The sequence below is a fragment of the Arthrospira sp. PCC 8006 genome (assembly GCF_046480465.1).
GTDB classification, from domain to species: domain Bacteria; phylum Cyanobacteriota; class Cyanobacteriia; order Cyanobacteriales; family Microcoleaceae; genus Limnospira; species Limnospira platensis.
In genome coordinates this window covers 1-24,659 of sequence record NZ_PKGG01000013.1, presented here as the reverse complement: position 1 = coordinate 24,659, position 24,659 = coordinate 1, and the positions used below count along the sequence as shown (strand labels likewise).

Below are 24,659 nucleotides of genomic sequence, written 5' to 3'. Positions count from 1 at the left end.
ACTTACTTCGACTTATTTGGACTTGGTTCGAGATATATTATAAGCCGGAATCGTAATCCTGAACTCTGTACCTTGACCAGGTTCCGAACAACAATTGATTTTACCTTGATGCTTTTCTACCACAATTTGATAGCTGATCGACAAACCCAAACCTGTACCTAATCCTACAGGTTTAGTCGTAAAGAAAGGATCGAAAATACTAGCTTGAATGTTTGAGGGGATTCCTGGACCATTATCAGATATAGAAATTTCCAAGCAATCTTGACCATTATTTACATCATAAATTAAAGCAGTCTTAATCCTGATTTCCGGTGAAAAATCCTCCTCTGGATGCTGTTTCACATGAAATTCCAGAGCATCTATGGCATTACTTAGTAAATTCATAAACACCTGATTAAGTAATCCCGCATAGCATTCTATAGGCGGAATATTACCATAATTTTTAACTACTTCAATAGTAGGATGATGAGGTCTAGGCTTCAGACGATGTTGCAGAATTAACAGAGTGCTATCAATACCCTCATGAATATCAACCGATTTGCGATCGGCTTGCTCCAGACGGGAAAAATTCCGCAGAGATAACACCAGTTGGCGAATTCTTTGGGAGCCTATCTGCATTGATGCCAGAATTTTCGGTAAATCTTCCTGAAGAAAATCTAGTTCGATTTCCGTTTCATAGTTTTCAATCTCCGGGTGTCTTTGGGGATAGTATTTATGGTAAAGGAGAATGAGTTGAAGTAAACTTTCGCTATACTCACTCACATAGCTTAAATTCCCAAAAATAAAGTTAATCGGATTATTAATTTCGTGGGCGACTCCAGCCACTAACTGACCCAAGCCTGACATCTTTTCAGTTTGAATAAGTTGGCTTTGCGTGCGTTTCAGTTCATCCAGAGTCTTTTCTAACTGTTCGGTTTTCGCTTGTTCATTATCTAAAGACTGTTTGAGTTGAATCGTCCGCTGCTGTACCTGTTGTTCTAGGGTACTGTTTAAGTCTTGAACCTCTCTATACAACAGATATTGTTGAATTGCCATCGAAAAATGTTTCCCTAATGCTTGACCTAAGCTAATCTCATCCGCTGTCCAAGGTTGGGATTGACCTTGTTTGAACTCCCGCCACACTTCAAATGATTGTCTGGGCATCATTTGTTTTAAACTAGGATCAAAGCGTCCCGCCCAGATGGTTTCTGTGTCAATTTCATCACGAAAAATAGTCAGACATCCTAGGTTATTATGGCGGTATTTAATCGGAAACACTAACAAACCCCGAATGGCGGTAGATTTAAAAGCTGGGGTAAAAATTCGCAGTTGGGGTTCTTTATATAAATCCGTAATTGCCCAAATATTTCCGCCACTACCATCAAGCGATCGCTTCGCGCTGTTACTGTTACACTTAAACCCCTCCCTCAGCCACTTTTGCCAGAGGGGATGTTCTTCCATGATTGATTTGGTTTCCCATGAAGGCATCGTCGGCTGTTCACCACAATAAAATACCTCCGGGGTCTTTTCCGGATGAGATTGGATATATAGTCGCCCTCCTGAACCCTCAAAGTCCTCCACAGCCGCCTCTAAAGCCGCTTGTAACTCAATCGTCGGTTGTTCATGTAACAGAGAAGCTACCTTATTAATAGCAGCTTCTAACATCGCCTGTTTGCGGGTTTGAGCCAGCATATCAGCTTGACCAATGGCAATGGTCATCTGATCGACCACTAATTGCAAAATCTGCAATTCTAATGGCGAAGTTTCCCGTGGTTCAGAATGATGAGAAACCAATAACCCCCACAATTTATTTGATGAGGTTGAAAACTGACCAGATCGCGATTTATCATGATTTTTTCCCCTACTGTACAGAATCGGTACAACCACCGAGGATTGAACTCCCATGGCGGTCAGATAACTGATATGACAAGGATCTACAGATCTCGATTTGATTTCTGTCGTCGGTAGCGGTTCCCCACTTTCTGGACAGTCTAGGGGACTTATACTTATGGTTCCAGAGTGAACATTAACTATGGTTCGCTGTCTAAGTTTTACATAGCGATCGCGTGCCTCTTCCGGAATATCATCGGCCGGAAAATGCAACCCTAGCAGGGACGGGAGGCGATCGTCATAAATCGACTCCGCCACCACTTCACCACTCGCATCTTGATCAAATCTATAGATCATAATCCGGTCTGTTCCTAAAAATGAACGGACTTCCGCCACTGTCGCTTTCAGAATTTCTGGAAGTTCTAGTGATTGCCGAATCCTACTAATGATTCGACGTAGCAAAACTTGATGATCAAGTTGAGATTTAAGGTCTTGTGCAGTGTCCACAGTGTACATAAGTTTCCTGATTGGGGGAGTTCGAGAATCCGGCTAAGATTCCCTCTATTTAGCTACAATGCAAAATTAGGTTTGACTATTTTTAGCAGATATGGGGCTGCTTTCCTGATTTAAAATGGCTGCTCTTTTCAGAACATTGGTGGCTGCTACGATATTTCGATTGTAGTTATTCTAACAAAACTATCGGAGATTCCCATTCAATACCTCCCCTGGGAACTTCATTTTAGCTTAATCCCAATCATGGACAATGGATAACTCATGATTACGGTTATGTTAAGTATTGTAACGAAAAATTAAGTTTTGTTGCGAAAAAATTTTTTTTCTGGGGGGTGCTTGCCTCGGCGGGCGGCTTCTGGTATACTTTTAGATAATGGGAATATTGACATTTTTAATATTTAGGCACAGATTTCTATTATATAACTGTATGTAAGTATATTACCATTAGTTCCCGGTGCTTGTCAATCCCTAAATTAGCAAAACTGATTCCCCGTGAAAATTAAAACGGACTCAATTTCTTGATGGCGCGACCAGCCACATCGCCATAGCGAAGGTCGCCACAAAGGATTTTACTCATCAACTCAGTAGCAGCAGGAACTTTAACCGCCGCCTTATAAGCAATACCAGGGAAACTGTAGAATACACCAGCCAACCGTGAAGCCCAAACCATATCTACACCCCATTCAGTCCGAATAATTTCGGTATATTTTTCCAGGGCGCTTTGGTCTCCACCGATCGCCGCATCGATCGCCTCTGCGGCTTTCACCCCAGTCAAAATAGCCGGGCGGATACCTTCCCCAGAGAGGGGGTCAACAATACTAGCAGCTTCTCCGGCGATGAGAGCATTTTGACCATGAAGGGTGCGATCGCCATCCCAAAGTCGCAGAGGATGTTCAACAATAGGGGAACTAGGATCTAACCCCAACGCTTTCAGATATTGACTCAAATCTTGGCTCAAATTTTTAGGGTCTTTTCCTCGGAAAGTAGCAGCGCTAACCGTGTAACCATCAGCCTTGGGAAACCCCCACAGACTGCCATTTTTCACCATACCAAATTCAAAAGTTGGCACATCTGATAATTGAGTAGCTTCCGTGACCATAGCCAGTCGAGGATTAGACTGTTTGAGGCGCAACCATGAGCCAACAGGTCCTTTTGCGCCATCTGCTGCAATCAGATAGCGACCTGTGAGGGTTTCACCATTAGCAGTAGTTAATTGCCAACTGTCGCCTTTAAACTCAATACCAGTAACTTCTGTATTAGGTTGGAAACTAGCGCCTTGATCTTGAGCCTGCTGCATCAGGAAAGCATCAAAAACATCTCGGCGCACCATCCACATAGGTTTTGATATAGCCGTTTCGGCGGGGTCAGCCAGTTTGAAAGTGTAACGGATTTTATCAACAGTAGTGGATATCGCGGGAGTAAAATCAAAATCAAACCAGGAAGCGATCGCCGGAGACACCCCACCACCACAGGGCTTATTTCGCGGCCAGGAGTTTTTTTCCACCACCAGAGGATTGCGCCCTCGTTTAGCGAGATGATAAGCCGCCGCCCCACCAGCGGGACCTGCTCCGACAATGATACAGTCAAACATAAATTTCAGCCATTAACTTTTGTTTACATCAATGGGGGTGCGGGTGGTTTTGGGGGATTAACCCCCATCAAAATACCTCAGACCGTCATAATATCCTTTTCTTTCGCTTCGAGTAGTTCATCAACCTTAGCTGTGTACTTATCAGTAAGTTTTTGAATCTGGTCTTGAAGATCGCGGGATTCATCCTCAGAGATATCCCCGCTTTTTTCCTGTTTGCGAACCGAGTCGATCGCATCTCGCCGGATATTACGAACCGACACCCGGCCTTCTTCGGCGTATTTTCCCGCCAGTTTCACAAATTCTTGGCGGCGTGCTTCCGTCAGCGGCGGAATATTCAGACGTACAACTGAGCCATCGTTATTAGGTGTCAGTCCCACATCTGACATAGAAATAGCTTTCTCAATGTTGTTTAGAGAATTGCGATCGAAAGGTTGGATAGTAATAGTAGAAGCATCAGGAGTGCTGATACTTGCCAAAGATTTGAGAGGAGTCGGACTCCCGTAGTATTCTACCGTAATCCGGTCTAATAGGGAAGCATTAGCCCGTCCGGTGCGAATCGTATTAAACGATCGCCCCGTAGATTCTAAGGCTTTTTTCATCAAGTTTTCAACATCAGCTAACTTCACAAGAACCTCCGACATAAGTTCCAACAGTGTCACCCACCACAGCCCGGCCAATATTGCCACGCTCAGTCAGGTTAAATACAATAATAGGAAGATTATTTTCTTTGCACAGGGCGATCGCCGTACTATCCATCACCCGTAGGTCATGGGTCAGCACATAGCCATAGGTAAGAGTATTATAGCGACGAGCATCAGGATTAACTGCCGGGTCACAATCATAAATTCCATCTACCTTAGTGGCTTTAAAAATCACCTCGGCATCAATTTCCGCCGCCCGCAGTGCCGCCGTCGTGTCCGTGGTAAAAAACGGATTACCCGAACCCGCCCCAAAAATCACCACCCGGTTTAGTTCCAAATGACGAATAGCTTTGCGTCGGATGTAGGGTTCAGCCACTTCCTGCATAGCGATCGCCGTTTGTACACGAGTTGGCACTCCTATTTGTTCTAGGGAATCTTGTAACGTGATCGCATTCATCACTGTAGCAATCATACCCACATAGTCGGCGGTCGCCCTATCCATTCCCGCAGAAGCTGCTTTCATTCCTCGGAAGATATTACCCCCGCCCACCACAATCGCCACCTGCACCCCTTTATTGACCACATCAGCAACTTCCTGGGCGATTTCCTGAACCACAATCGGGTCTATGCCATATCCCAGGCTACCCATAAGGGCTTCACCGCTGAGTTTCAGTAAGATCCGTTTATATTTTGTCCCCATTTAGATCCCCTATTGACAATGGCTATATCCCATCTACGGATTACGCAGATATAAGGTTCGGTCCCAATTCAAGATACCAGAAAGCTGCTATTGATATCAGGTTTTTTCTGAGAGGGAATCATCCCAGTGAGGTAGACCATCATCTTCGCCATTGAATCGGACTACCAATCGGCGGGGTAGTTTCCGGGGCGATCGCAACACTTGCCAATAATTGAGATACTGCGTTTTTGAGATAGTTGATAGTTACCGCTTCTGGGGATTCCGGGTTATCGTCCAAGCCACCTCGGTAGCGCAAAATTCCCTGGTTATCCAGGACAAAGGCTTCCGGGGTAGTTTCCGCGCCAAAACAGTGAGCCACATCCTGGGTCACATCCCGAATATATGGAAAATTCAGATCATGATCTTGGGCAAAGATTTTCATCTGCTCAAAGCTGTCAGACGGCGATTGTAATGGGTCATTAGCATTAATCCCCACTATAGTCGCTCCCACCGTTTGCAAATAGGTTTGCAGTGCCTTCATTCTGCCTACATAAGATTGAACGTAGGGGCAAGAATTTGACATAAAGATAACGATGACAACCTGAAATTTTTGCAGATACCGGGCTAGGTGGTGAACTTCGTCATCCACCCCAGGTAATTCAAAGTCAGGAGCATAGCTGTTAATCAGAGTACCTTTCATAGCAGTTCAAAGTTTGATCGCTCAAGGTCGATATTATGAACCACCTCTCATTATCGCGCTTACGATTCTGGGAGCAAGTTCCTTGTCGGGGCGCGTGCCGGAGTCAGCCAGGAAAAAGACCAGCCAACTGCTACACGCGCCGGAGGCGGTGCGGAATTTCGGGTCAATGAATCCAACCTTTGGCTAACGCCTGATACCCTACCAGTTTATAGACCAGTTTGGCGGCGGTAAATTCAGAAACTACCGAATCCACAACAGGTGCTAATTCCATTACATCACAGCCAATCACTTCCTGGCATATAAATAACTGTCGCAGAAAGGCAATTAAATCATACCAGGAAAGTCCTCCCGGTTCTGGTGTCCCTACTCCCGGTATGATACTCGGGTCGATACCGTCTAGGTCTATGGTCAGAAATACCCGCCTGGTCTGTATACTGGCGATCGCTTTTTCTATCCAATCGGACCCCCTAGCAATTTCGCGGCCCCAAATTACCTTCATTTCCTGATCTCGAATTAGATCAGCTTCGGCTTTACATAGGCTACGAATCCCTATTTGTACCGTCGGTAAACCCATCTCCACCACCCTACGCATCACACAAGCATGATTGTAGATCGACCCTTCGTATTCGTGGCGTAGGTCGCTGTGAGCATCGATTTGGACTACTGTAAATGGTTCCGTTGACCTTTGGCGGTAGGCTTCCACCACTCCCGCCGTGATGCCATGTTCCCCCCCCAGGGCGATCACAAACTTACCTTCAGCAGCTAGAGATTTTACCGTCTCTGTCGTCACCCGCAGCATTTCCTCCAGTGACACCGACTGGCCCTCGCGGGTATCCGCAATGGCTTCATGGGTGTAAATTCCCACCTGTAACCCCACCTCCGCTTCCAGTTCATCATCATAGCATTCTAGTTGTTGGGAGGCTTCTAAGATGGCTCCTGGCCCGTTTTCGCACCCTTTGCGATAAGTGGTGGTGGCTTCAAAGGGAATTGGTAAAATGGCTACTTTGTCGGTTTTCTGGTTCGGGACAATTTCTGAGCCTAAAAAGTCCACAACTGATTGGGCTGTAATGGTTGATTGCATATTTTGGCTTGACTTTAGATTTTGGGGGCGATCGCTAATATATAAATAATTTTGCCACGAATTTTGAACGTTCCACTAAAAATCACCACCTCAACCATCATGACCACCAACCAAGAATGGGGACCAGACCCTAACCTAGCCTATCCTTTAGCCAATTATGGGCAGTTGTGCTTTCTCAAAAATATTATCAAAAACCCCAATATTATTGTCGGAGATTACACCTACTATCATGATTTTGACCATCCCGAAAACTTTGAGAAAAATGTGCGCTATCACTTTGACTTTATCGGGGATAAATTAATTATTGGCAAATTTTGTGCGATCGCCAGCCATGTAGAATTTATTATGAATGGCGGTAACCATTGTTTAGATAATTTTACCACCTATCCTTTTGAAATCTTCGGTCATGGTTGGCAAAAAATTCAGCCTGATTCCGAATATAGCCGAGGAGATACTATCATTGAAAATGATGTCTGGATAGGCTACAAAGCTACTATTATGCCCGGTGTTAAAGTAGGTAATGGCGCGATAATAGCCGCCCATGCTGTAGTTACCAAAGATGTAGAACCCTATACTATTGTCGGTGGAAATCCCGCTAAAATAATTCGGCAACGCTTCCCAAATCCAGTAATAGAACAACTACAAAAATTGTGCTGGTGGGATTGGGAAGCCTCAAAAATTACCGCCCATCTTGAAGTTTTAGCCAGTGGAAATATAGACCAATTGCGAGAATGATCCTCAGATGGTCTTGTCTGATGTACCCTTTCTGGTTAACAATGATTGTGAAAATGATTGTGAATAGAATCGCACCAGGAGAGTGATTGTGAGCCAAGGTTTTGATTATGATTTGGTAATTATTGGCGCGGGTGTGGGAGGACATGGGGCGGCTATCCACGCCGTCAACTGTGGCTTAAAGACCGCAATTGTGGAAGCCGACCTCATGGGGGGAACCTGTGTTAACCGTGGCTGTATCCCCTCTAAAGCCTTATTAGCGGCTTCTGGAAGGGTCCGGGAACTTCGCAACGCCCACCATTTGCAGTCCCTCGGAATTCAGGTGGGGGCGGTTAATTTCGATCGCCAAACTATTGCTAACCACGCTGAAAATATTGTTACTAAACTGCGATCGGATTTAACTAATAGCCTTAAACGCCTGAAAGTTGATACATTTCATGGCTGGGGTAAAGTGGCGGCACCCCAAAAAGTCGCGATCGCTACTGAGGACGGCGAAAAAATTATCACCGCTAAGGATATCATTCTCGCCCCCGGTTCTGTCCCCTTTGTACCCCCAGGTATTGAAATTGACCATCAAACCGTTTTTACCAGTGATGATGCTTTGAAATTGTCATCACTACCACAATGGATTGCTATTGTCGGGAGTGGTTATATTGGCTTGGAATTTGCCGATATTTATACCGCTTTGGGTTGTGAAGTGACCATGATTGAAGCCCTCGATAATTTGATGCCTACTTTTGACCCCGATATTGCTAAATTAGCTGAACGGGTCCTTCTTTCATCCCGCGATGTCGAAACTTTCTCTGGTAAATTAGCCCTGAAAGTTACTCCCGGTTCTCCCGTGTTGATTGAACTGGCTGATGCGAAAACTAAACAGGTCGAACAGGTTTTAGAAGTTGATGCTTGTTTGGTCGCTACTGGTCGCATTCCTGTTAGTAAAAATATGGGATTGGAAACTCTCGGCGTGGAAACTCAACGGGGATTTATTCCCGTTGATAATTATTTGGGGGTTCTCTCCGGGACCCAACGAGTACCACATCTATGGGCTATTGGTGATGTTACTGGTAAAATGATGTTAGCCCATGCTGCATCAGCCCAAGGAGTCGCCGTAGTGGAAACTATTTGTGGACGCGATCGCCAGGTCGATTATCTCAGTATCCCCGCTGCTGCTTTTACTCACCCAGAAATTAGTTATGTCGGTATGACTGAACCCGCCGCTAAAGAGTTGGGTAAATCTCAAGGCTTTGAGGTCGCTAGTGTCAAAAGCTATTTTAAGGGTAATTCTAAGGCGATCGCTGAGGTCGATACCGAGGGGGTTGCTAAGGTTATTTACCGCCAAGATACCGGGGAACTCCTCGGAGTTCATATCTTTGGCCTCCATGCTTCCGATTTGATTCAAGAGGCTGCTAATGCGATCGCCCTCCGTCAATCTGTCAATACCTTAACCTTTCTAGTCCACACCCACCCGACTTTATCAGAAGTTCTTGATGAAGCCTACAAGCGGGCTGCTACTATTGGATAATCCATAATCCTGTTGTAGGTTGCGTCAATTATCACGCACCCTACACAGCCCATCAGATATCATTAAAGCGCGGATTTGAGATTACCAAAATGTCCTTTTTTGTACCAACTTTAAAACAATGGGGTTATTTAGATTCTATTCATCTCACCCTCTGTATTGTCGGGTCCCGGAAAATAGATGAGTTTGCTGATTCGGATTATTCCCGCCAAGGTTGGGAAATATTTGCCCCTAATTTGACTATTTATGGCTTTGATGCTGACCAAGAAGCCTGCGATCGCCGTAATGCTGAACTCGCTTCTCAAAATATTACTTGGACTGAAAAACATATCCCCCTCGCACTCTGGAATCACTGTCAAGGCGCTTCTTTATATATTACTCAACATCCCGGTTGTTCCTCCCTATATCCCCCTAATGATGTCGTTATTGACCGATTATCAGAATATAGCGATCGCCATAAGTTAATCTCCACTACTCAGGTTGCTACCACTACATTGGATAATTTTTTTGTGAATTTACAAAGTCCCATTGATTTGATACAATTGGATGTACAAGGCGGAGAATTGAATGTTTTACTCGGAGGTAAAAATCACATTATCCCTGATGTCCTCGCCGCCGTGGTAGAGGTGAATTTTGTGGAATTATACAAGCATCAACCTCTGTTTGCAGATGTTGATCAATATCTGAGAAACTCTCAATTTACTTTGTTTGATATCGGTCAAAAATGGCATGGCTTGCGACAGGGAATTAGTCTCATGTCCCGACAACATCGCGGACAATTTGTCTGGACTGATGGCTATTATTTCCGTGATTTAATTCGACCTGACCAAAATCATCACCTTAAAACCCCAGACCGGATTCTTAAATTAGCCTGTCTCGCTGATATGTTGAGTTTTTATGATTACGCTTTGGAACTTTTGGGCTATTTAACTAAGCGATATGGTCTTAGCGATCGCCGTTACAATTTTGCTGATTGTATTATTCAATCTTTAGAAAACAATCCCGAAGCTGTCAAGCATGGAATTAATACTATTCCTTTTGTTACTGAACTCAGAAAATATACCTATCTTTCCTGATACCTAACCTGGTTATGTTAAGTTTTGTAACAAAAAATTAAGAAATGTTACAAAAAATTTTTTTTGGGGGGGGTTGCTGGCTTTTTGGCTGGGCTTATGGTATTATGCTAGATAATGGGAATATATCCCTTTTTTTTATTAGCACTTAGATTTTAATTATGAGGCTATACATTAAAATACTATCATTAATGCCCGTAGCTGTCAACCCCCCCACTGATTTTGGGGGGAGGGGGGGACAGGAGATTAGTTAATCAAATTAACCTGTAAAGACTGAGTTTCATGGTTTCTCAAATTCGGAAATTGATCCAGACAGACTTGATTAAAAAAGCCCGATGATCTTTCAATTTCAATTAAATCTCGTCCTTCCACATATCCCCCCAGACGCAAAATAAATTCCAGGCTGCAATTAACCCCTGATTGTGGTATATCTTGAGTAGCGATCGCTAACAGGATAATTTTTTGAGAGTTGAGATCCATTTGAAATCGGCGGATATGGGATTGATGCCAATTAGCGGTTTTAGGTTCAGTATTAAAGCCATTATAAGTAGCCACAAAACTGGTCAACTCTTCCTGTTCTAAAATACCATTATTGTTGGCATCATATCCGGTAAATTTTCCTTCCAGAATCCCCCCTTTAAACTCAGTCGAGAAGCTATAAGTTTGGGGAGAGTTAGCCTGGGCGCGAATTAATCCACCCATAGCCAACACTAAAGCAGTAGCCAACAATAAGTAATGTTTGAAGCCGAATTTTGGGTAACTCATTATATACTGTAACCAAACGGGACTAAATCGACAGAAGCACCCTAATTAGCAGCCAATAATTGCCAGATTTTTTGACCATGCAAGGGGCGTTTTTGTAACTGGGAATTGACCCAATCAGCCGCCGCCATTCCTGATTGTAACACACCATCAATAGATTTGGGGCTGCACCAATCTCCGGCCCCCACCAAAGGCAGGGGAGTTATAGTAGTTATACAGGGAGTTGATAAAGACTCTTGACAAAAAGCATAACGCCATCGGTGAACCTGCATCCATTCCGGGGAGTTTAACCAAGAAAATAAGCGATCGCTCGCAGTTTGTAGGAGCATTCTTCCGGGGGTTTCTAAATCAGTCACATCAAGATATTGGCGGGCAAATTTCGGGGTACTATGGAAAACCAAAATAGGTGTTTTCGGGTTCTGGCGGCGGCTACTGTCCAAACTGACCCACTCCAGGCGATCGCCTTCCGGAAATTCTACCCCTTTCCAGAGCGGATTTCTGTTGTCTAATGCCGCCCATTTATCCTCACTATAACCCGCCATCACTGCCAGAGACGGATCATAATTAAGCGATCGTATTTGTGCAATCATATCCGCCGGAATTTGCGCCCCTGGAGATTCTAATAACATTAACGCTTGGGGTGCAGGAATAGCTACAACCACCCCTTTAGCCGCGATATCTTTGGGAGTTTCCGGGTAGTTATCAGCCGTTATTGCCAAATCCAAAAACCAGCAGCCATTATCCTGGGGAGTAATCGACTCTACCCGGCGACCAAACCAAATATCCAAATCAGTCGCTAAGAATTTCCCCACCCCATTCATTCCCTGGGGACAAATATAACAGCCCTGCATTGGTAAGGCCTGAAATTCTCCCGACCGAAACTGATAAATCCTATCAGTCCACAGTTGCAGATCCGACCCCATAGCCGTGATTAACTCTCCCACAGTTTCCCCGGTCGGTTCGAGATACCGTAAACCATGATCAACCCTATCTTCACCTACCCGACGAGTAGCTGCGCGTCCCCCAACTCCCCGAGACTTCTCCACAACTACCACCGAATATCCAGCCCGCCGCAACTGTTGGGCGCAAATTAACCCGGCAATCCCTGCACCAATCACAATTATATCAACTTGGGTCATAATCCAAATGCAAATATGTAGATACTTTCCGGAAATCTCGTCAATTAGGTTAGCCAGGGGACTCCATACCTAGGGAACACCACTACCTTGATGCCAATCAATGTTATTGACTCTATGGCTACCGTCAAGAGTTCCCTAAATTCCTGTTTAACTTTTGATAGCCGGGCTCATGTAAAATATGGAATATGATATTATCTGGGGCTGAGGAGGGCATCGATTTTGGATGAACTGAGAACAGCATTAGAATTGGCAACCGAAGATGAGTTACAACAGTTAACTGAACTTCTATTTAGCCGTCGCTTTAACCCGTTGGATTATGTTAACACACCCCAACCTATTGACGTGCAGAGTCGCGATCGCCATGCGTGGTTAGATTCTTTGGAACAACGTTTTCGCTATCTGGCTGCAGACGGAATGACTGTCTTGAGGGGAAAAACCCAACAAGTAACCTATCGTCAAACCTTGATCCAGGTTTGTCGGTATCTCAAGATTTCCTATTCCAGACAACTGTCTACTACTGATTTGGAGGCGGAAATTTTTCTGTCCCTATTGGGTCGCGCTTGGGACCGTCTCCCGGTATCCGAACAGCAAGACCTGACCCGCCGTGTACAAGAGGCTTTAGCTAAATCTAAACCTATGCAGCCTTTACCAATGTCTGTACAGAAAGACCCTTTAGGGCTGCTGTTTAAAGCCGGAAGCGCTGTAGCTATTAGTTCTGTAGTCAGACCTGTTATTCTCGGTCATATTGCCCATCAGTTTGCCTTGCATTTTGCTAAATATCAAGTCGCCCGCCAAACCTTAATTCAAGGGGGGACAGTGGCTGCTACCCAAATTCAGGGACATCTCGCGGCCCAGGCTGCTAATCGGGGTATGGCTTTGACCGCCGCCCGTTATGGCGCTACCCGCAGTATTTTGGGGTTTTTGGGTCCCGTGTTGTGGACTTGGTTTTTAGCTGACCTGGGTTGGCGCGCCATTGCTACTAATTACGCTAGGATTATTCCCACTATTTTCGCATTGGCGCAAATTCGGTTAACTCGCGGTGACTATAGTTGGCAAATGGTGTGATGGTTTTATATGACCGGGAAGTGGTTTAAAACTCACAGCGATCGCTCTTTACAAACTGCCTGGAATTGCATACAGTTGGGAGCATTAGCCTTGCCCCTATTGCCAAATTTAGGGGCTATTGCCATCTTTGTAGCCGTCATTACTACCCTTAAACACAGATATCAACAGATACTTAATCTACCTAAAATCCGAGGCTTATTAGGATTAGCGGGACTGTTACTGTTAACCGTTATTTTTGCCGAAAATCCCGTTGATGCCATTTTGGGCACTGCTAATTTTATCCCCTATTTTATCGTCTTTGCTGCCTTAGCCATCGTCCTAGAGAATTTGGCACAACTTCGATGGCTGTCTTGGTTATTGATTTTACCAGGAATTCCTATTGTAATTTTAGGCTTAGGACAGCAATTTCTGGGTTGGTCTGGTATTGAAATATTACACAGCGTTATCGGCTGGGTATTAGCACCAGGAGGAAACCCACCAGGGCGGATGGCTTCTGTCTTCATGTATGCGAATATTTTGGCTGCTTATTTAGTCATTGTTTTCGCCTTGGCTTTGGGTTTGCTAGTCGCAGAATTGGGATTAATAACTGATATTAATCCCGACAAAAATAGGCTTTTAAATAATGTTAATCCTGGGTTTTTTCTGGTAATTGCTGCTACCACAACTATATTTTCTGGGTTGGGTTTAATTGTCACTAACTCCCGTAATGCTTGGGTTGTGGCGGTTTGTATTAGTTTAGCATACGCCATATATTTGGGTTGGAATTGGTTGTTAGGGTTGGTCGGGGTAGTCGTGTCTGCGGTGTTGGGGGCTGCTTTTGCACCCTCTCCTATTCGGGATGGTTTACGGGTAATTATTCCTGGTTATTTTTGGCAAAGATTAACCGATGAAAACTTCGATCGCCCCTTAGAAACTCTCCGAATAACTCAGTGGCGATTTACTTGGGAAATGACCCGACAACGACCAATTACCGGCTGGGGTTTGCGAAATTTTACCCCCGTTTATGAAGCTCAAATGAATGTTTGGATGGGACACCCCCACAGTCTACCATTAATGATGATGGCGGAAGTGGGTATTCCCATAACTATAGCTTTTTGGGCTGGGGTGGGATGGGTATTATTAGATGGTGTTAAATTGATGAAGGCAGGGAGTTTGACTAAAGGCGATCGCTTGGTTTTATTTAGTTATATCGTAGCATTTGGGGCCTGTGTTTTATTTAATTTAGTCGATGTCACCATCTTTGATTTTCGGGTTAATCTGTTAGGATGGTTACTGTTGGCCGGTATTTATGGCGTAACTAAGAATTAGTCTCCGCGCTTTTCTCTTCTGGGGAAGTCACAATTTCTTCAATTTGGTCTAAAGTCTTAATCACCAGTCGTTTCGCTTGTAGTTTCCATCCTAATTGCTGAATCGAAAAAGCCGCATAAAACCCCACCGCTGTAGCGATAAAATCCAGAGGCTGTGACCAGGAAATTCCGAATAATAAACCTAAGCCAGCAATTCCCCAAAATGGCAAAGCTACCATTTGCCGATTTTCTTCCACTAATTTCGCCAAAAAATTATTAGGTATTTCCGCCATAATTTCTTCGCGGATTTTATGCTGTTGGGGATAGGGGACTGCAAAGCTAAATTTACGGCGCAGTTTCTCCATTTTGCGCGCTTCTGTACTATACTCCGTTAATTCATCTTCTGCCATTAAAATCAGTTGTTCTTTTTGGCTCATGGTGGTTGTTTAACTCTCCGAAAATTTATGACCTCTCACCACCATAAACCCTACCGGATATTTTGGCAACCGGGAAATATGATCACCCTCCAAAAAAGCCCTAGGATTCAAATCTCCTATTTTTGGAAGCGTTTTTTAACTCGGGAAACCAGTAAATCGACCTCCGGTAATTTCATCCGTGACACCCAAACAGCGAAGACTCCTAAACCAATAAATCCAGGAATAGACAGTTCCAATAATATGGCAAAAAATCCTTGGCTACCTAACCACTCCTCTAAGCCGAGACGAATTACCCAAGCCAATAAGCCAACAACTATGCTACCAGCCACCAAGCCGAGAAATGGCCGACTCCACTCTTTCCATGGTAAACCACCTAGGCGCAGATGTAATAACCATAACATCATCACCATAGACACTAAGTTAACCCCCACGGTAGCCAAAACTAAACCGGGCGCACCGAAAGCATTAACTAAAATGTAGTCCAATAGTGCATTCAGGAAAATGTTAAAGATACTAACCCGAAAGGGAGTCTGTCCGTCTCCGAGACCGTAGAAGACTCTGACCAAAACATCTCGCCCCAGGTAGACAAACATTCCGCTACCATAGGCCATTAACACTAAAGCTACAAATTTCGAGGCGGCTAGGTCAAAGGCGTAGCGTTCATATACCACCCGCACAGAAGGCAATGCTAAGGCTACCATTAATGCACTCAAGGGTAACATGGTAATGGCAGTTAGGGTTAAAGCCTGACGGATACGGTCTTTTAATTCTGGCCAGTCGCTGGGGTCTCGCAAGCGGGAAAACAGGGGCAGGAATGGCACTAAAATCATGTTGGAAATGATGCCGAGGGGCGTTTGTACCATTAACCCGGAATAAGCCATGGCGGCGGCGGCTTGGGGTATGTAGGAGGCGAAAAATAGGTCTGTATAGACGTTGATTTGTAGCATCCCTGATGAGAGGGTGGCGGGAATCATTACTTTCATTACGTCTCGGACTCCCGACTGTTGGAAGTTGAAACGCAGCCGCAGTTTACCCAGTCCCGATCGCCACATGGCAGGAAGTTGTACTATCCACTGTAGGATAGCCCCAGATAGGGTTCCTCCGGCTAATACCAGGCCTCCTAACAGGGCGTATTCCGGTTGGGTGATACTTTCGCCCAAATATAGGGCGAGGGCGATTAAACTGCCAATTAGGGCGAGGCTGGAAAATAGGGGACTAATGGAGGGTAGCCAATACATATCGGCGGCGTTGAGGCTACCGAAGCCAATACCTATTAACCCAGATAAAAGGGCCATCGGGGCCATGATTTTGAGTTGCTGAATGGCGATCGCCCTAATTTCTATACCTTCTGGGGTCTGGCTTAGTCCTGGGGCGACTAGATCAATCATCGGGGTGGCAAAAATGATCAATCCCACCGTCACAAATAGCAAGATAGTCCCCACTAGGGTGGTGATCGTTTCTACTAGGGGTTCGATTTCTTCCCGCTTGCGTTTGGCTAAGGCGCTGACGATCGCACTATGGAAGGGGCCGTTAATGCCGCCTAATAAAATCAGCAGGAAGCCGGGAATTACATAGGCGTAGTTGTAAGCATCGATCGCCGGTCCTACTCCAAAGGCTGCAGCCATCGCCTGTTGTCTCACTAAGCCAAAGATTTTACTAATCAGAGTGGCTATGGCGACAATGGTGGCAATTCCCACCAGGGACCGGGTGACTTGTGGTGATTCTGACACAGAGTTTTAGGAAAGTAGGAATATATGGGACAGGGTTAATTAATAACTGTTAATTGTCAACTGTCAAGTTTGGGATTCGTATAAAATGATCCGGTTTCCGCAAGGATCATAAGCGTAAATTTCCCGACCGTGGGAGGCGGTGATAATTTCGCCCGGTGGCGGGTAGCCTAATTCCACAAAATTCTCGATCGCTTTTTCCAGGTAACATACCTGTAAGCATAAACTCATTGCGCCACTTTGGGGACTAAATTCTTGGCGATCGCCCCCTCTGGGTTCAAATATCCCTAATTGTAAACCTGGTAGTTGAAATTCCGCATACACTCCCTCAATATAGATATGGGGTCCCATCCCCAATAAATCACTATAAAATTGGCTAAGTTTGGCCAGATTAGGGGTCGAGATGGTGACAACGGCGGCGTGACAGTGTAAAACCATATTTGGACACTTGAAAACTGGGGGATTGATTACACTTGATCATCATAGTTACTTTTGGGATCAGGCGATCGGCGTAATCTAGTCTTAATATCATTGATGGCTGTCACTAGATAACTTAATTAATAGAACAATGACGCGAATTTTTATATCTGCTGGTCATGGAGGTTTTGAGAATGGCGTTAGAGACCCTGGTATTGTAGCCGGGGGAACTACTGAAGCTCAAGAAATGATCCGAATTCGAGATATATTATTATCAGAATTGCGTTCTCGTGGGGTTCAGGCTTTGGCGGTTCCTGATGATCTATCTCAGGTCCAAACTATTGACTGGATTAATACTTATTCCCATCGTGGTGATGTGGCGATTGAATTGCACACGGGAGGCTCTCCTAATCCTTCTAATCGAGGCGTTACTGTATTTCATATAGCATATAATTCTCAACGCAAAAAAGATGCCGAGTTGATTCTCTGGTCCTTATTGCGGCGGGTTCCTCAGTTTCCCAGTCGTGGCGCTAAACCGGACACGGAAACCGGACTCGGACATTTGATTTTTTGCCGGTGGATTGCTATACCTTCCTTATATATAGAAATCGGTTATTTGACTAATCCTAATGACCGGAATATTTTACAAAGCCGCCGCGCAGATATCGCTACCGGTCTGGCTGATGGTCTGGTGGCTTGGGTGAAAAGTGAACATATTAATCCCACTCCTCCTTTACCCCCAGGAAATCGGGTTTATGGTTCGATTGGGATTAGAATTAATGGTCAGGTTTATGGGGAAAGGGGACTTTTGGTTAATGGTAATTCTTATATACCTATGGATTTGGTAGACCGCCTAGGAATTGACTTAACCCAATTGGCTAGGGTGATTCGGATTCGATATAATAATATTGTTTATATTAAGGCGATCGACTTGCGGAATTTTGGCATTGCTGTCAGTTGGGATAATCCTAATCGCACGGTGGTTTTACGGTCGATTTCTCGACTCTATAACGACCAAATCGATCGCATTATGGGGGGAGGATATACCACGGAAGTACAAATGATTGTATTTCTGAAGTCGGAAAATCCTGATGCGCCTAATCAGTTTCCCGAAATTGCCAAATTATATCGCCGTGAGGCTATGGTGGAAGGGGTTAATTATGATGTGGCTTTTTGTCAGATGTGTTTGGAGACGGATTTCCTCAAATTTGGCGGAATTGTTAAACCTTCAGACTATAATTTTGCCGGTTTGGGAACTGTTGGGGGTTCCTCAGAAATTGCGGCATTTGCTACTACTGAGGAAGGGGTTAGGGCACATATTCAACACCTGAAAGCCTACGCTACCCATGAACCTATTGTTCAGGAAATTGTAGACCCTCGTTTTGATTATATCACTAGGGGGGTCGCTCCCTCTGTGTTTTCTTTGGGAGGAAGATGGTCTGATGACCCTCAATATGGCGATCGCATTGTGGCTTTAGTCCGCCGACTTTATGAAATGTCTGGCTTGCTGTAATATATGGATTATCAAACATCTCCTAATTTGCCGGCTTTAAATATCCCTAACCCTGACAATTTTTTGATTGCTGAAAACGGGGATTTATTCCTAAACATTGCCCATCAACGTCTCAAGAAATTGATGAATTATTATCAAGAATATGGGAAAACAGCGACTATTTTAATCGCAGAACCTGATCCAGTCATATTTTTGGGGACATTTTGGGCAGGTATTATGGCTAACTGTTCCGTGATTTTAGCTAATCCCAATTGGGGTATTTATGAATGGGAACAGGTGTTTAATTCCATAGGTAACACCGATTTACAATTTGGAAATCTTCCCCATATTGCCAAGATTGATGATGTGGATAATCCCATAAATCAGAGGCGATCGCTTTTTCCGTCTGGGTCGATATTAATTCCCACAGGAGGTACATCAGGAACCATAAAATTTGCCGTTCATACCTGGGAAACCCTCACGGCTTCCGCCATAGGATTTCAACAGTATTTTGACAAATTCCAGATTAATAGTTTCTGTATCTTACCCCTATTTCATGTAAGCGGGTTAATGCAATTTGTGCGATCGCTAATTACTGGGGGACAGTTGGTAATTGGGTCGGGGAAAAATTTAGAAAAAGGTGACTATCCTCAACTAGATATTTCCGATTTTTTTATTTCCCTAGTTCCCACCCAACTACACCGCCTTTTACACCATCCCAAAACCGCTAATTGGTTATCGAAATTTACCACCGTTTTATTAGGGGGAAGTCCCCCTTGGTTAGAATTGCTCAACCAAGCCAGACGACACCAAATTAGACTTTCTCCCACCTACGGAATGACCGAAACAGCTTCCGGCGTTGTCACCCTCAAACCTGATGATTTTTTAGCCGGAAATAATAGCAGCGGTCGCGTCCTTCCCCATGCTAAGGTCATGATTGTAAATCCACAGGGTCAACCTGTAAAATCTCCCGAAATTGGATTGATTAAAATTCAGGCTAATTCTCTCAGTTGGGGTCATGACACACAGATAAATCAACCTAGACTCAGCCAGTTGATAACTGATGATTTGGGATATTTTGATAATTGGGGATATTTAACCCTGGTGGGAAGACAGGGAGATAAAATTATTACTGGGGGTGAAAATGTTTTTCCCGTCGAAGTCGAAGCCGCTATTTTAGCTACGGGAATGGTGGCTGATGTTTGTGTGGTGGGAATTGGCGATCGCCACTGGGGAGAAGTAGTCACAGCGGTTTATGTTCCCCACTACCCCCCAGTATCTATTGAAATATTAGCCAATTCTTTAGGCGATCGTCTCAGTCGTTATAAACATCCCAAAAACTGGATCGCAGTTGATACATTACCCCGCAATGACCGAGGGAAAATTAACCGCAAATCGGTAATTCAACAAATCCAAAACTGATTTGATTTGGGATGATCAATTATTCCGATTTATGACTTGACAAAATCGACCAAACCTGCTATAATTCCGCCCAGGAAAGCGCCCAAATATACCTGAGAATACGGGTCGAGGAAAATCCCAACCTTAACGAGGCAGATTTTTGTCTGGCTGGCGCGACTGTTTCCCTAAGTTATCGATCCATTCCAGCAGACGGCGCGACAGTTGCCAGTTGCGGTTCAAAATTTCATCGGAAGCCACAATAGCCCCCAGTAGCAGCGCTAGTGATAATATATCCATAAATCCCTGATACTTGCTAGATTTTACCGTTTGAGTGCTATTTGAGTGCTACTAAATTATTAGGATAGACTGTACAGTATGATTTTGTCAAGTGGAAAGCTGAAAAACCCTGTCTTATGTGGGATATAAGGGTTATATATGGAGACGATCGCCACAAAGTATTTAACATATCTTAAGATTCCGTTATAATGGCGGTTGATAGGAAGCGAGCAAAGGGAATGGTACAGGCTTTGTTTGGAAGCAGTCCGATTCAGGCCCCCAGTGGCGATCGCCTGGTCAGTAAAGTTGTCGGGGCAGCGATCGCCTCATTATTCAAACGTTCTGATCACATAGAAGCTAACGTCCGTGCCGAACCCGTGGCCAAGCTGTTACAGGGAAGCGTGGACGGATTTGACTTCATTGGCAAAGGAATGCTGATGTACAATGGTCTGCGGATCGCAGTGATGGAACTCTACCTAGAAGCAGTGGCGATCGACTTTAGCGCCATTTTTTCCGGTAAAGTCAAACTCCGACAACCCACAATGGCAGTCATGCGAGTAGTTTTGACCCAAGAAGATCTCACAGAATCCTTTAATACTCCCTTCATTGTAGACAAGTTACAACGTCTCCAGTATCAGGGCGAACCCCTAAAGTTTCAGAAAACCCAAATGGAGGTCAACCCAGACAATACCCTGGGGTTTCAGTCTCAGATCAGGATTGGCGACTCTCGGAGTTTAACCTGTGTAGACTTTTGCGCCCAGGTCGAAGTGCAAAAACGTCGGCATATTCAATTTGTCAACGTCCAATATAACGGAGACCAAGAAGCTGTCAACTTAGGTAAAGCCATGATTGATCATGTCAACAATTTACTTGATCTCGATAAGTTTGCCCTAGAAGGTACACAATTGCGGGTTGATCGGATGCGGATTCAGAATCAGTCCCTAATTTTTTACGGTTCAGCACAAATCAACCAATTTCCCCAAGGAAAAAGGGGTTAATCGTGAGTTGGTGGTCAGCACTGGGAGCCTAGGGCCTAGACAATAGGCCCATCAGCAGTCAACTACCACCGGATAGGGGGAGTTAGGATTTAGGATCATCCTTACCAACTTTAGGGATAAAATCGGGGCGATCCTTGCCTTCCCAACCGGGGGGTCGTTTAGAATTATACCAAGCGATCGAGCCAATACTCACAGCAGCAATAAAACCCACAACCAACACAGCCGCCGGAATCCAAAGGGTATTTTCCATCATAGATATTTCCTTTCACTTCAGCAATGTATTAACTATTATCCTACCGGATCTAACAGCCTAGGAGTCTTTCAGATACATTTGGGGTTAAACTGCAATACATTGCGCGCACTTAGAGGAAAAATTCCCAATGCCACCTTGGGTTGCTGGATTACTGATGATTGTCGGTAGCTTTGTGTTAGGGGGACTTCCCCTAACCAGTTGGATTGTCAAAGGGTTAACTCGCATTGACTTAGCCAAGCAGGGTAGCGGTAACGTCGGGGTTGCGGCTGCTTTTACCCAAGCCGGGAGAGTCGCGGGTATTTTCGCTGCTGTAGCTGAAGCCCTCCGAGGTATTATCCCAGTAATTGCTGCCCGATCGCTATTTCCCAGTGAATGGGAACCCTTAGCCCTAATTTCCCTAGTTTTCCTGGTAGTCGGTCGATATGTGATCGCCAAAGGCGGCGGTGTCACCAATGCCACTTGGGGGGTGTTAGTCTATTCTCCCCCAGTTGCCATCTCCGCAGGGATTAGCGGCCTATTGCTGTGGCGGTTAGCCCTAACTATTTGGCCGAGTCAACCCACCCGCGCCCGACTGCGGGCTATGCGTTTCGCCTGTTTAAGTAGTCCGGTCTGGTTTGCCGCTTGGCATAGTCTCCCTGAACATCGTGATTTATCATTAGGAGAACTCCTAGCAGCGATCGCTTTAGCCTTGGTGTTGATTATTATTAACTTGCGCCAAGGTGATGATTTTGGCTTATTTATGAAACAGGAATTATTATCCTTAAATGACTCCCTAGATATTGATAGCTGTGGCGAAAAAGCCACCCGGCTTAGTCAACTCAAACAAGCCGGATTTAAAGTTCCTTCCGGCTGGGTTTTGCCCACTATGGGCAATCAAGAAATTGCCCGAGATAGCCAATCACAACATCAAGACGAAATCGACTATTTTGAACTACCCACACCGAGTTATAATTATCCTTTAATTGTCCGTTCTTCCGCCTTAGGAGAAGATGGAGATACCAGTTCCGCTGCCGGACAATATACCACCGTTGGTCCGATTACCTCTGAGGCACAATTGCGGTCAGCGATCGCCCGTTGTCGAGACTCCTACTGGAGCGCCGAAGCCAAAGCCTATCGCCACCAAAGAAATTTATCTGACACCGGAATTGCTGTTTTAATTCAACCCTATATTAGCGCCCAGATATCTGGGGTCATGTTTACTCGGAATCCCTTAGATGGCGGTTCCCAAGTTGTGATTGAAGCCTTAGCTGGAGAGGGAGATGTGGTAGTTTCTGGGCAAAATACCCCCGTACATTTAGAAATAGACACCGCCACAGAAACGGCTACCTATGAGAGTTTAAATCAACTGGGAGATGATGGTTTATTATCGCGATCGCTACTAGGGGATTTAGTAGCCGAAGCACAGGCGATCGAAGCATTTTATCATGGTTTACCCCAGGATATCGAATGGGTTTGGGATGGCGAACAGATTTGGATCTTGCAAACTCGACCCATTACCAACCTGCGACCCATTTGGACTAGGAAAATTGCCGCTGAGGTAATTCMGGGGGTAATTCCTCCCCTCACTTGGTCAATTAATCGGCCTTTGACCTGTGGAGTATGGGGGGAAATTTTTAGCATAGTTTTAGGTAAAAAAGCCACTAAACTAGACTTTAAAGAAACTGCCACCCTCTTGGGTTCCCATGCCTATTTTAATGCCACCCTGTTGGGGGAAATTTTTAGGATGATGGGATTACCGGAACAGGGTTTAGAGTTTCTGTTGCGGGGGGAAAATATGGGGAAACCACCCCTAAAAACTATGTTGGCTTCTGTGCCAGGTTTATGGTTATTGGTACAGAGAGAGTTGGCGCTAGTTCATGAATTTGAACGCGATCGCCAAAAGATTTTCGCTCCGGGTTTACAACGATTAGAAGCTGATAGTTATTATGAAACTCGCCTACCAAGTTCTCTGTCTTTACCACAGTTAATCCAACGAGTTGACCGCATTCAAGAACTACTGAAATCAGCGACTTATTACAATATATTAGGGCCCATTGGCTTGGCAATTCGGCGATCGCTTTTTCAAGTCCCAGAGGAATGGCTGCCCGTGGGTAATTCCCCCGAAGTCGCTTCGATGCGCGAGTTACAGAAAATTGCTGATCGCCTCCCGGAAGGGGAAAATTTACAGGTATTAGCAGAGCAGTTTTCTCAAAATTCGGAGTTGCAACAACAGTTTAAACAATGGTTGCGCGAGTATGGATATTTAAGTGAAGTTGGCACCGATATTTCCGTCGCCACTTGGTGGGAACAACCCCAGACATTTCGGCAGATGTTATTCACTATGGCGGAAAATCCAGCCAGTGGCACTAATCGCAATTTGGGGGGATTTAGTTTATGGCAAAAATGGCGGCTAAATCGTTGTTATAAACGAGCTATCATTAAGGGTGAAATCGCCGAGGTCTATGGGAAGTTATTAGCTCATTTACGCTGGACTTTCTTGGCAATTGAAGCGGCAGCCTTAGAGTCAGAAATCCTCACGCAACCGGGGGATATTTTCTTTTTGAAATTATCGGAAATTCGCAGTTGGATAGAGTCAGGAATTGATCCGCAATGGCGGGAAGTCGTCAAACGGCGGCGACAACAGCATGAATGCGATCGCGATCGCACCGTCCCTTCCGTGGTTTATGGGAATTTGTTACCCGAACCCAAACCAGAACCCCTCGAAGGCGCTTTACAGGGAATTCCCGCCAGTGTAGGCTCCGTGGAAGGCTATGTACAGGTTTGTCGGAATTTGGCGGAAGGCTTGGAAAATGGCATCGAAAAGCCCATTGTTGTAGTCCCCTATACTGATGCGGGTTGGGCTCCTTTACTCATGGGGGCGACAGCGATTATTTCTGAGGTGGGGGGTCAGTTATCCCATGGGGCGATCGTCGCCCGCGAATATGGCATTCCGGCGGTGATGAATGTCTCCCAAGCCATGTCCCGCCTCAAGACCGGTCAACGGGTCCGGGTAGACGGCTACCGGGGGACGATCGAGATTTTGGACAATTCCAATTAATAATTATCACCCTCGTAGGGTGCGTCAGAGG

The 24,659-nt window shown here is 45.0% G+C and carries 22 protein-coding genes; 9 read left to right on the top strand and 13 right to left on the bottom strand.

Annotated features, from left to right (window positions below; all coding sequences use genetic code 11):
• Positions 1–12: 12 nt before the first annotated feature.
• The 6 genes from B9T16_RS03970 to speB all read right to left on the bottom strand — a co-directional run bounded on the left by B9T16_RS03970 (position 13) and on the right by speB (position 7,014).
• A complete protein-coding gene (locus B9T16_RS03970) occupies positions 13–2,325 on the bottom strand; it encodes an ATP-binding protein (RefSeq protein WP_006618508.1) in 2,313 nt (770 codons plus the stop codon).
• Positions 2,326–2,821: 496 nt separating this feature from the next.
• The gene (locus B9T16_RS03965) at positions 2,822–3,913 is read right to left on the bottom strand and encodes a geranylgeranyl reductase family protein (protein WP_410244146.1); all 1,092 of its coding nucleotides are present in this window, start codon (positions 3,911–3,913) and stop codon (positions 2,822–2,824) included.
• A gap of 77 nt (positions 3,914–3,990) precedes the next feature.
• Positions 3,991–4,539, bottom strand: a complete 549-nt coding sequence (gene frr, locus B9T16_RS03960; RefSeq protein ID WP_410244145.1) for a ribosome recycling factor — start codon at positions 4,537–4,539, stop codon at positions 3,991–3,993.
• The gene (gene pyrH, locus B9T16_RS03955) at positions 4,526–5,254 is read right to left on the bottom strand and encodes a UMP kinase (RefSeq protein WP_006618911.1); all 729 of its coding nucleotides are present in this window, start codon (positions 5,252–5,254) and stop codon (positions 4,526–4,528) included. The genes frr and pyrH overlap by 14 nt, the downstream gene beginning before the upstream one ends.
• Before the next feature lie 139 nt (positions 5,255–5,393).
• Positions 5,394–5,933, bottom strand: a complete 540-nt coding sequence (locus B9T16_RS03950; protein WP_006618910.1) for a thioredoxin family protein — start codon at positions 5,931–5,933, stop codon at positions 5,394–5,396.
• 163 nt (positions 5,934–6,096) lie between these two features.
• A complete protein-coding gene (gene speB, locus B9T16_RS03945; protein WP_410244144.1) occupies positions 6,097–7,014 on the bottom strand; it encodes an agmatinase in 918 nt (305 codons plus the stop codon).
• A gap of 99 nt (positions 7,015–7,113) precedes the next feature.
• On the opposite strand from speB, the gene B9T16_RS03940 reads away from it, so the two are divergent.
• The 3 genes from B9T16_RS03940 to B9T16_RS03930 all read left to right on the top strand — a co-directional run bounded on the left by B9T16_RS03940 (position 7,114) and on the right by B9T16_RS03930 (position 10,341).
• The gene (locus tag B9T16_RS03940; RefSeq protein WP_014274720.1) at positions 7,114–7,749 is read left to right on the top strand and encodes a CatB-related O-acetyltransferase; all 636 of its coding nucleotides are present in this window, start codon (positions 7,114–7,116) and stop codon (positions 7,747–7,749) included.
• 88 nt (positions 7,750–7,837) lie between these two features.
• A complete protein-coding gene (gene lpdA / locus B9T16_RS03935; RefSeq protein ID WP_006618907.1) occupies positions 7,838–9,268 on the top strand; it encodes a dihydrolipoyl dehydrogenase in 1,431 nt (476 codons plus the stop codon).
• Positions 9,269–9,357: 89 nt separating this feature from the next.
• Positions 9,358–10,341: an FkbM family methyltransferase gene (locus tag B9T16_RS03930; protein WP_410244143.1), complete on the top strand. Its 984-nt coding sequence runs from the start codon at positions 9,358–9,360 to the stop codon at positions 10,339–10,341.
• Positions 10,342–10,584: 243 nt separating this feature from the next.
• Here B9T16_RS03930 and B9T16_RS03925 read toward each other — a convergent pair whose 3' ends face one another.
• Together B9T16_RS03925 and B9T16_RS03920 are read right to left on the bottom strand one after the other, a co-directional pair.
• Positions 10,585–11,103 (bottom strand): hypothetical protein, encoded by a 519-nt coding sequence (locus B9T16_RS03925; RefSeq protein WP_006618905.1) that lies wholly within the window; start codon positions 11,101–11,103, stop codon positions 10,585–10,587.
• 41 nt (positions 11,104–11,144) lie between these two features.
• Complete coding sequence (locus B9T16_RS03920; RefSeq protein ID WP_410244142.1) at positions 11,145–12,239, bottom strand: NAD(P)/FAD-dependent oxidoreductase; 1,095 nt, start codon at positions 12,237–12,239, stop codon at positions 11,145–11,147.
• A 219-nt stretch (positions 12,240–12,458) separates the two neighbouring features.
• Here B9T16_RS03920 and B9T16_RS03915 point away from each other — a divergent pair, with 219 nt between their 5' ends.
• A complete protein-coding gene (locus B9T16_RS03915) occupies positions 12,459–13,304 on the top strand; it encodes a YaaW family protein (RefSeq protein WP_014274718.1) in 846 nt (281 codons plus the stop codon).
• A gap of 9 nt (positions 13,305–13,313) precedes the next feature.
• On the top strand, positions 13,314–14,612 hold the full coding sequence (locus B9T16_RS03910; RefSeq protein ID WP_006618902.1) for an O-antigen ligase family protein: 1,299 nt from the start codon (positions 13,314–13,316) through the stop codon (positions 14,610–14,612).
• Here the strand turns inward: B9T16_RS03910 and B9T16_RS03905 are convergent.
• The 3 genes from B9T16_RS03905 to B9T16_RS03895 all read right to left on the bottom strand — a co-directional run bounded on the left by B9T16_RS03905 (position 14,602) and on the right by B9T16_RS03895 (position 17,192).
• The gene (locus tag B9T16_RS03905) at positions 14,602–15,027 is read right to left on the bottom strand and encodes a hypothetical protein (protein WP_006618901.1); all 426 of its coding nucleotides are present in this window, start codon (positions 15,025–15,027) and stop codon (positions 14,602–14,604) included. The genes B9T16_RS03910 and B9T16_RS03905 overlap by 11 nt on opposite strands.
• A gap of 116 nt (positions 15,028–15,143) precedes the next feature.
• Positions 15,144–16,757, bottom strand: a complete 1,614-nt coding sequence (murJ, locus tag B9T16_RS03900; RefSeq protein ID WP_006618900.1) for a murein biosynthesis integral membrane protein MurJ — start codon at positions 16,755–16,757, stop codon at positions 15,144–15,146.
• Between the two features lie 63 nt (positions 16,758–16,820).
• Positions 16,821–17,192 carry a VOC family protein gene (locus B9T16_RS03895; protein ID WP_006618899.1) on the bottom strand — a complete coding sequence of 124 codons (372 nt, stop codon included), beginning with the start codon at positions 17,190–17,192 and terminating at the stop codon, positions 16,821–16,823.
• 130 nt (positions 17,193–17,322) lie between these two features.
• Between B9T16_RS03895 and B9T16_RS03890 the strand changes: the two genes are divergently transcribed.
• Together B9T16_RS03890 and B9T16_RS03885 are read left to right on the top strand one after the other, a co-directional pair.
• Entirely contained in the window at positions 17,323–18,684 is a 1,362-nt protein-coding gene (locus B9T16_RS03890) for an N-acetylmuramoyl-L-alanine amidase (RefSeq protein WP_006618898.1), read from the top strand.
• A 3-nt stretch (positions 18,685–18,687) separates the two neighbouring features.
• Positions 18,688–20,085, top strand: coding sequence for a 2-succinylbenzoate--CoA ligase (locus B9T16_RS03885; RefSeq protein WP_410244141.1), 1,398 nt, complete (start codon positions 18,688–18,690; stop codon positions 20,083–20,085).
• A gap of 123 nt (positions 20,086–20,208) precedes the next feature.
• Here the strand turns inward: B9T16_RS03885 and B9T16_RS03880 are convergent, their stop codons facing one another.
• On the bottom strand, positions 20,209–20,361 hold the full coding sequence (locus B9T16_RS03880; protein ID WP_200874947.1) for a hypothetical protein: 153 nt from the start codon (positions 20,359–20,361) through the stop codon (positions 20,209–20,211).
• 218 nt (positions 20,362–20,579) lie between these two features.
• On the opposite strand from B9T16_RS03880, the gene B9T16_RS03875 reads away from it, so the two are divergent.
• On the top strand, positions 20,580–21,338 hold the full coding sequence (locus B9T16_RS03875; RefSeq protein WP_006618896.1) for a DUF2993 domain-containing protein: 759 nt from the start codon (positions 20,580–20,582) through the stop codon (positions 21,336–21,338).
• 82 nt (positions 21,339–21,420) lie between these two features.
• On the opposite strand, the gene psb35 is transcribed toward B9T16_RS03875, so the two are convergent.
• Positions 21,421–21,588, bottom strand: coding sequence for a photosystem II assembly protein Psb35 (gene psb35 / locus B9T16_RS03870; RefSeq protein WP_006618895.1), 168 nt, complete (start codon positions 21,586–21,588; stop codon positions 21,421–21,423).
• Positions 21,589–21,718: 130 nt separating this feature from the next.
• On the opposite strand from psb35, the gene B9T16_RS03865 reads away from it, so the two are divergent.
• Positions 21,719–24,628 carry a glycerol-3-phosphate acyltransferase gene (locus tag B9T16_RS03865; protein ID WP_410244140.1) on the top strand — a complete coding sequence of 970 codons (2,910 nt, stop codon included), beginning with the start codon at positions 21,719–21,721 and terminating at the stop codon, positions 24,626–24,628.
• The last annotated feature ends 31 nt before the right edge of the window (positions 24,629–24,659 follow it).